Annotated in this window: 5 protein-coding genes and 3 pseudogenes; 6 read left to right on the top strand and 2 right to left on the bottom strand. The window is 61.1% G+C overall.

The window, feature by feature from the left end:
• The 3 genes from WH91_RS22350 to WH91_RS03115 all read left to right on the top strand — a co-directional run.
• Positions 1-3,053: beta-propeller fold lactonase family protein (locus WH91_RS22350; RefSeq protein ID WP_144408337.1), on the top strand; the 3,053-nt coding region annotated here is incomplete at its 5' end.
• A complete protein-coding gene (locus tag WH91_RS03120) occupies positions 3,050-4,735 on the top strand; it encodes a hypothetical protein (RefSeq protein ID WP_143078297.1) in 1,686 nt (561 codons plus the stop codon). The genes WH91_RS22350 and WH91_RS03120, both read left to right, overlap by 4 nt.
• Positions 4,736-4,830: 95 nt before the next feature.
• Complete coding sequence (locus WH91_RS03115; protein ID WP_052952550.1) at positions 4,831-5,292, top strand: efflux RND transporter periplasmic adaptor subunit; 462 nt, start codon at positions 4,831-4,833, stop codon at positions 5,290-5,292.
• 797 nt (positions 5,293-6,089) lie between these two features.
• Here the strand turns inward: WH91_RS03115 and WH91_RS25720 are convergent.
• The gene (locus WH91_RS25720; protein ID WP_280140265.1) at positions 6,090-6,212 is read right to left on the bottom strand and encodes a hypothetical protein; all 123 of its coding nucleotides are present in this window, start codon (positions 6,210-6,212) and stop codon (positions 6,090-6,092) included.
• 32 nt (positions 6,213-6,244) lie between these two features.
• Between WH91_RS25720 and WH91_RS24850 the strand changes: the two genes are divergently transcribed.
• The gene (locus WH91_RS24850; RefSeq protein WP_046169564.1) at positions 6,245-6,559 is read left to right on the top strand and encodes a hypothetical protein; all 315 of its coding nucleotides are present in this window, start codon (positions 6,245-6,247) and stop codon (positions 6,557-6,559) included.
• Here the strand turns inward: WH91_RS24850 and WH91_RS23040 are convergent.
• Positions 6,443-6,901: pseudogene (locus tag WH91_RS23040) on the bottom strand (IS21 family transposase); the annotation flags it as partial. The gene WH91_RS24850 and the pseudogene WH91_RS23040 sit on opposite strands and share 117 nt — an antisense overlap.
• Positions 6,902-7,008: 107 nt before the next feature.
• On the opposite strand from WH91_RS23040, the pseudogene WH91_RS25220 reads away from it, so the two are divergent.
• Positions 7,009-7,277, top strand: a pseudogene (locus tag WH91_RS25220) (IS3 family transposase); the annotation flags it as partial.
• A gap of 61 nt (positions 7,278-7,338) precedes the next feature.
• Positions 7,339-7,914, top strand: a pseudogene (locus WH91_RS23035) (transposase); the annotation flags it as partial.

The following is a 7,914-nucleotide window of genomic DNA, read 5'->3' as shown; positions in this document are numbered from 1 at the left end:
TCGGGGCGGGTTGGTACAGTTTCCCTTCAGACCATATTCAGGGCGGTGGTGGCGGCGGTGGACGGGGTTCGGGCGGCTACGGTGGAACGGGCGGCGCTGGTGGCGCTGGCGGCGCCGGGGGCGGGGCGTTCGAAATCTTGGCGCGCGGTCGCGTCACCGTAGGGGCGGGCACCAAATTCGTGTCGTCTGGCGGGGATGGCGCCGATGGCAAGGATGGGACGGCTGGAGGCGCTGGCACAACTGGCCAGACCGGCGGCGACAGTCGCAATGATGGTGGCACAGGCGGCACTGGCGGTGCTGGTGGTACCGGTGGCGCGGGCGGCGACGGTGCCGGCGGCGCGGGCGGTACGTTCAAGATCTATGCCAGCGACGTCAACATTGCCGCGCTTGCCATCGATGTGCGCGGCGGGCAGGGCGCAGGCACTACTGGCGATGGCGGCGGTGGCCGGGTCATCGTCGTCGATAATACCATCAGCGCACCGCTCGACAGCGGCAAGCTGACGGGCATAATCTCGACCGATATCGAAGGTGGCACCTACAGCGGCCCGGGCAATTCCAACCCCTATGTCACTGGCAATAACTGGGCCCCCAATCTCGTCGGCATCCAGGGCAATTCCATTGCCGGTGGCGCTGACGTGTTCGGAATCGTCAGCGGGCTGAACGCCCATGCGCTCGACTACAACCTGACGACGGCAGTTATCGACGGACCTTCGGCCAATGCGCTGGTCGCTTTCCTGCGCTACGATCTGGCACAGGCGGACGATAATCCACTGGGCGAAATCTATGCAGGTTATGATCTGATTCTCGTCGCCAACGTCTCGGGCATTGCCCTTTCGGGGATTTCGCTCGGCTTAGGGGTAAACGCGAGGGTGCTGTCGATGCGCGGCATGAGCGACATGACATCGCTCACCAGCCTGCCTGCCGATGGTGTCTGGGGCATTCTGGTGCTCGACAGCGATGGCTTCTCGGCAAATCTGATCAACGCCAATATTGCCGGCGCCAGCAGCGACACGACCTCAAGCCTTTCGCTGCACAAACTCTCCGACAATGGCACGGCCTATATCGAGGCCAAACGGGCCAATGGTCCGCCGCAGGACGAGGTCGCAGGACTCGATGCCATAGCCGTCCGTCCGCTGGCAAATGGTGATGCCGAAGCCAGTCAGGTTTACGGTATTTCCACCGCCGGCAATTCTCTGGTCGTGATCAATGCCGATGGCACACAGCGTCAGTTGTTCAAAGACGGGCAGATCGATGCCGCGACAGGTCTCACGATCGACGGCCTCAAGGGGGCGACTTCGATTGCCGTGACCGCCAACGGCTACGTGTTGGTCTCCGGCACTGCCGAAGGTAAGATCGCCATCTTCCAGAGCGTCGGCGATAATCTGAAATTCGTTGGCACCACCGGTGCCGAAGGTGGGCACTTCTATGACAGCCTGACCATTGCGGGCAGTCATGTCATCGCCAGCGGCGCTGATGGCGTTCGCGTCTATTCGCTGCAGGCGGATGGCCATTTCACCAATCCGCAGACCGTCTCGACCAGTGCCGCGGCCGAAGTCGCCATCGATGGCAGCCAGCATGCCTTTGTCGTCGATGCGGTTTCCGATGAATTGCGGGTGGTCGACCTGGCCAGAGGCACAACGCTGCAGACGCTCAGCGGGGTGGCTCTTGGTCTCGATGGGGCCAGCGATGTGGCCACCTATGGCGCGCCGGGCAGTGCATTCGTTTACGTCACCGCGCGGGACGGCAATACTATTGCCGTGTTCAGCAACTCCAACGGCCTGCTTACCCATGTGCAAACGCTGCGAAACGGGCAGGACGGCGTCAAGGGTCTCGCCGGCCCCGCCGACGTGCAGGTTACGCCGGACGGCCGTTATGTCATCGTGCTTGGCAGCGCGGGCGACACCCTCGCCGTGTTCCAGCGCCAGGCCGGCGATGGCACTCTGGTCTTTGCGCAGGTGGTGCGCGACAATGTCGGCGGCATTTCGGGCCTCGGAGGTCCCGCATCACTGGCCTTTGGCGGCCTTTCGGGCAATAGCCTGCAAATGCTGGTCGGCAGCCTTGGATCGGCCCTCGGTGTCGGCGGCCTCAGCCAGTATACGCTTGACTTGTCCCCCGTCGCTCCGCCCGCGCATTTCATCACCGAACATGCCTTCATCGAAGCGATTTCGCTGACCACGATGGGCGGTAATGACACCATTCGCATGACGCAGGCGCCGAGCAACATCGTTGCCAGCACCAGTATCTTCACCGGTGATGGCGAGGATGCCGTGGTCGTGGTCGATTATGGCCACAACACCACCATCCATCTCGAAGCCGGCAACGACACGGCCGACCTGCGCTCGCAGACCGCAGATCGCAGCCTGGCGGTTTACGGCGATGGCGGCAACGACAGCATCACCATGAGCCTGGGCGGGCTGCGTGCCAACACCGGCATTTTTGGTGGTGCGGGCCATGATACGATCGTCGTCGAACGCGTCAGCCAAAACTCGACTACATTCGTCTCCGGTGGTAGCGACCCCGATATCGTCCGCGTCACATTGAATGGCCTGCCGCTTAGCGCCAGGTTCACAGCCGACGGCGAATTGCCCAATCCCAACCCGATACCGCTGCCCTACGATCCCGCTACCGGCGATATCCTCCAGCTGGTCACCGGCAGCCTGACCGTCGACGCAGTGATGTCCAGCCCGTTCGACCCGCGCAACGGCTCGGCGCATGGTCGCGACAGGGTGAGCAACGCCATCTACGGCACGCTCGACTATTCCAATTTCGAAGGCGTCGTTGTGGTCAAGCCGCCGGTAGTCAATTTCACCAGCGCCAACTACAGCTTCATCGAGGGCGATCGTTCTCCAACGCAGTCGTTGACAGGGCGACGCGCACCTTCACCGCAGTTCATCGCTATCTCGATGACGATCCATCGGGCACTCCGTCCGATCTCTATACGATCGGTATCGCCGTTACCGACGACGACACCGAAACCGGGTCCACCAGTATCGATGTCCGGGTCGTCAACCTGCCGCCCAAAGTGGTCGGCGTCGCGGTCGACAAAACGGTGATCGATGAAAATGGCGTCCTTGTCCTGAGCGGTACCGTTACCGATACGGGCACGCTCGATACCCACGTGGTCACCATCACCTGGGGTGATGGCACCGTCTCCGTTGTCACGGTCGACGCCGTGACCCGCACCTTCTCTGCCGCCCACCGTTATCGCGACGACAATCCGACGAACACGCAGTCGGACCTCCACACCATCGGCGTCCTCGTCACCGATGACGACACCGGCACCGATGCAACGACGGTCGTCGTGCGCATCGTCAACGTCGCTCCCAAGCTCGTCGATGTCAGGCTGACCAGTCCGGCGGTGGGCCTTGGCCTCCTCACCGGGCGGGTCGAGGATATCGGCGGCAGCGACACCCATGTCATTATCATTACATGGGGCGATGGCACTCAATCCGCGGTGGATGTCGATCCACTGACCAGGACTTTCAGCGCGGCTCACCTCTATTCCAAAGTTCAGATGGGGTTTGCCGGCAATCGCATGACAATCGATATAACTCTTGCCGATGATGACACGGGCATCGACACGATCACGAGTTCGCTGCTGGTCCAGCTCGATCCTGCGGTCCACCGTCGTGACGAGGTTTTTACGCGACCAAAGGCCATTGCTTCCATCTTTAACAGCCGCCGAATCGAGGCCTTTGACTGGCACTCTGACTATATGCTTGGCTCGCGGGTTGGCGTCGACACCATCATTACCAACAGCACAGGCGCTGCCAACGTCCGGCTGCCCTTCTATGAAGGCGACAGGGTCACCTTGTCGCTGGCAGTGGCCGGTCGCGCCATCGGCGATGCCGTCGCCCTGTTCATTGACTGGGGCGATGGCATGACCGAGCGCTTCGACACTGTGTCGAGGCATGGTGTCGAGCTCACGCACGTGTATCGCGACGACAGCGGCCCGGGCGACAATTCGATCGGCATCCGCATTGTCCAGCGCGATGGAACCGAGCACAAGCAGGCGGTTGCGGTCAAGATTCTCAACGCCACGCCACGCCTCAGCGCGCTTTCGCTAGGGGCAGACACAACACACGACGGACGCCTGGTCCTCACTGGCCGCATCAGCGATGCGGGCGTCGAGGACACCCATACGGTGACGATCACCTGGGCCGACGGCACCGTCAGCATTGGCACCATGATCACCGGGGCGGATGGGCAATCGTTCATTGTCTATCGCGACGCGGCGGCCGTGACCGCCAGCGAAATCATCTCCGTCGTCGTGACGGATAATGCCCAGCCGCCAGCAAGCTCTCGCTATGAAATGACGCGTGGACGCGATGGGGTATTCGCGGTCACCCTGACGCCGCCGCCATCGGAACGCACCGTCACCACGACCCCGGTCGTCGCTCGGGATCAGAGCAAGCGCGATCTAGCTGACACGAGTGGCACTGGCGGCCTCGCCGCGCCGGCCCTGGCGCTGGCGCTCGGGGCCGGCGTGCTCGGCTCGGCTGCTGCCACCAGCCGCTCACGGAATGACCGTTCTGCCGCCAAGATCTGGCAGATGGATCCGCGCCTTGCGGCCAAGCTCCTCCAGCTTGACCTGTCGGCACGCAAGGCCCGCTTTGCTGCCGAAGACGATGCCGAGTGGCGCTGGCAGGGCAACTTGTCCGCCCTGGCAGCGTCTGCCCGTCCAGACCTTCGGGTCGTCGAGGAAAGCGACGACTGGGTGATGATGGGGCGCTAATGGGGAATGAGAAATAGTTGTCACAATTCTGTGGGGTGCCGCCCCTACAGCTCTCAAGCTTGGCATTTGTGCCGCACAGTCATCGAGTAAACAACATGAGCAACGCCGCAACCGACGCAGTCATCGATCGCGATGCCGACCAGGCGTCTCCCCAAGCTGCTGTCCAGTGGGACGATACCAATATGGTCACCCAGGCCGAGGCCACCTTGCGCCAGCGCACCATCCTCAGTCCCATTGACGCCATCGTGACAGAGCGGCCGTCGTCAGCCGGTGAATTCATTACCCAGGATGGATATGTCGCCGCGCTTGCTCAGTTGGACCCACTCCATGTCGAGGTCTATCTGCCGATTGTCACGTATGGTCAAATCAGCGTTGGCTCGATCGCCACAATCTATCCCGAGCCGCCGATCAGTGGCCAGTATTCAGCCAAGGCCATCGCAGTCGACAGCGTGTTCGACCCGGCCAGCGGTACCTATGGCGTCAGGCTCGAGCTGGAAAATCCCGACAGTCACCTCCCCGCGGGGCAGCGCTGCCGGCTTAGCCTGGCGCCCAGGTGACGCGGATGTGCCATTCTTGGCTACCCCAATGACAGCGCCAACGCTAAACTGGTCTTTCAGCTGTACTACGGCGACATCTAGCAGGTCGGGCTCTGATCAAGGAGGCCCCGGATGATCTCCGGGCATCCTATTGTTAACCCCGATGCAGCCAAGCAGGCCGGCTACGGAGACAACGGAAAGTCCGAAGCGCATCGTCAACAGGTCGCTTCCGACCCCATTTCGGTCATTGTGGCCGCCGATTTGAACTCCTGAAAGCTGCCGTTTGGCTAGCCAGCTGACGAGGTCCATGCCGCCCGAGTAGTCAGCATAGCGGTTCAACCATGAAGGGGTAGGGTCAGCTAAGACGCGCGCCGGCAATCCGTTAACGTCCGGTTCATCACATATTGGTTGCTCGGATCAAGTTGCTCATAGTTCATGCTCAGCGTACCGTCGGGCTGCATGGCCGCGCGAAATGCGAACATCATGCCCGGCAGGGAATAGGGTCGTTCGACATCATCTGCCCTTGTCCAAAGAGCCCTTGCATTCCGCCTTGCAGACGGCCGTGCGCCTGGAACTGGCTGCACCGGACATGCCGGCCTCCGTGCCTTGGACTTCGAAACGGCCGTCGGGATAAATGGCAATCATAAATTCCCGGTAGAGCCGCTGGCCCGGCCGCCCTGGGGAGGTCAGCTCGGTGCAGCTGAACTGACACGCCCAGGTGCCTGCATAGTCAGTGTTTTGCGCTAAGGCACCTTAGCTCGGAAGTGGCGTGGCGATCCGCTGCGGACCAGCTTCTCGCCTAGAGCTTTAAGGGCCGCTCACTCTACGGGTGTTGCGACCACCAGCATCTCGCGTGTTTCTGTGGTGATGGGATCAAAGGCGACGATGCGGTATTCGGTCGACATAACAACGTCCAGGGTAGTGTTTTTGGGAAACGCCAATCCTTGTTCCTTGGTTGCCAGCGAGGCGCGCTATGAAAGAAACACAAACACCAAACTGGGGCCGCCGGCTGCTCGAGGGCTATATCATCCTGGTGGCAGGAGCATTTCTAGTGTCGTTCCTGATCTGGGCAATTTGGGCCGTGAACGGTTGGAACTCGCCCTTGAATCCTGACCGGAATTATGAAGCGCTCTTCACCGTCATGTTTATCGTTTTCGTGTTTTCACCAATCATGGCCTACCGTCATCACCGTGGTGCCGTTGATCAGCTCCACATCGTGACTCCAGTCGAACTGATAGGCCTCCCCCGGCGCAAAGCTCAATGGCGCGAACGCTGCAGCCGACGATGAGACCTGATCGCAGCGCCAGCCGTGGGCGTAGCGGCGAACCCCATCGTAGCCCCATCATAACCCAGGCCGCGCAGCTCTTCGAACACCCGGATCAGCGTCAGTCGCTCGCGTGTGGCCTTGGTCTCGTTCCCGGCAAGGATCCGATCCAGCTCATCCTTGTAAAGGCCCGATCTTGGGCATCGGTTGAACGGTCCGCTCCTAATCGAACGCGGTCTCTCCCGATCGCAGCACCTTCCGCACGACCTTGCGCGAGATATTCAGCTCTCGGCAGATCGCCTTGATCGGCTTGCCTTGAACAAAATGCGCCCGCCGTATCCTGGCAATCGTCTCCACTATCAACATCCCAAAACCGGCTCCCCGACAACATCGGTGAGCACGGCCTGTTGATTGCCGTTTGGATCTGACCCGGGGGGATGCGGACGAAAACTTGGACTACCAGGAGGTAATTCATGTATTCCTACGAAGACAGAGTTCGAGCGGTCGAGTTGTACATCAGGCTCGGCAAACGTGTTAAAGCGACCATTCGGCAGCTTGGGTATCCAACTAAGAATGCCCTGAAGGGCTGGTGCCGGGAATTCGAGCAACGTCTCGATTTGCGTGTGGGCTGTGCGGTCCGGCCCCCAAGTATTCTCAAGTTCAGAAGGAGGCGGCTGTTGAGCACTACCTCACTCACGATCGCTGCTTTGCTGCAACGATGAGGGCATTGGGTTATCCCGGTGACATTGCCCCCGGCCTCTAATCCAGTTTGAAGTAGGCTCTGGCCCCAGGAAGGACCAGAGATGAAGCGCAGCAGGTTTACCGAAGATCAGATCATCGGTATTTTGAAAGAGCACGAGGCGGGGGTTCCAGTCGCCGACCTGTGCCAGAAGCATGGTGTGAGCAACGCCAGCGTGTACAAATGGAAAGCCAAGTATGGCGGCATGGACGTTAGCGAGGCTCGCAAGCTTAGGGCGCTCGAGGATGAGAATGCCAAGCTCAAGCGGCTGCTGGCCGATGCGATGCTGGACAACTCGGCGTTGAAAGACCTGCTCGGAAAAAAATGGTAACGCCCGCCGTTGAGCGGGATGCTGTCGCCCATCTCCAGACGGTGTTTGGAATGAGCGAGCGGCGGGCGTGCCAGGTGCTGGGATGCTGCAGGATGACGATGCGCTACCAGACCATCAGGGTCGATGATGCGGTGCTGCGTGAGCGGATGAAGGCCATTGCTCATGAGCGACGGCGCTTCGGATATCGGCGCCTGCACGTACTGCTGCGGCGAGAAGGCCATATGGTCAATCACAAGCGGCTGTTCCGCATCTATCGCGAGGAGAAGCTGGTCGTGCGCCGCCGCGGCGGCCGCAAGCGGGCGATGGGCA

Origin of the sequence: Devosia psychrophila (genome assembly GCF_000971275.1) — a bacterium.
GTDB classification, from domain to species: domain Bacteria; phylum Pseudomonadota; class Alphaproteobacteria; order Rhizobiales; family Devosiaceae; genus Devosia; species Devosia psychrophila.
The sequence above is the reverse complement of the archived record's forward strand: the minus strand, read 5'-3'. Positions and strand labels throughout refer to the sequence as shown.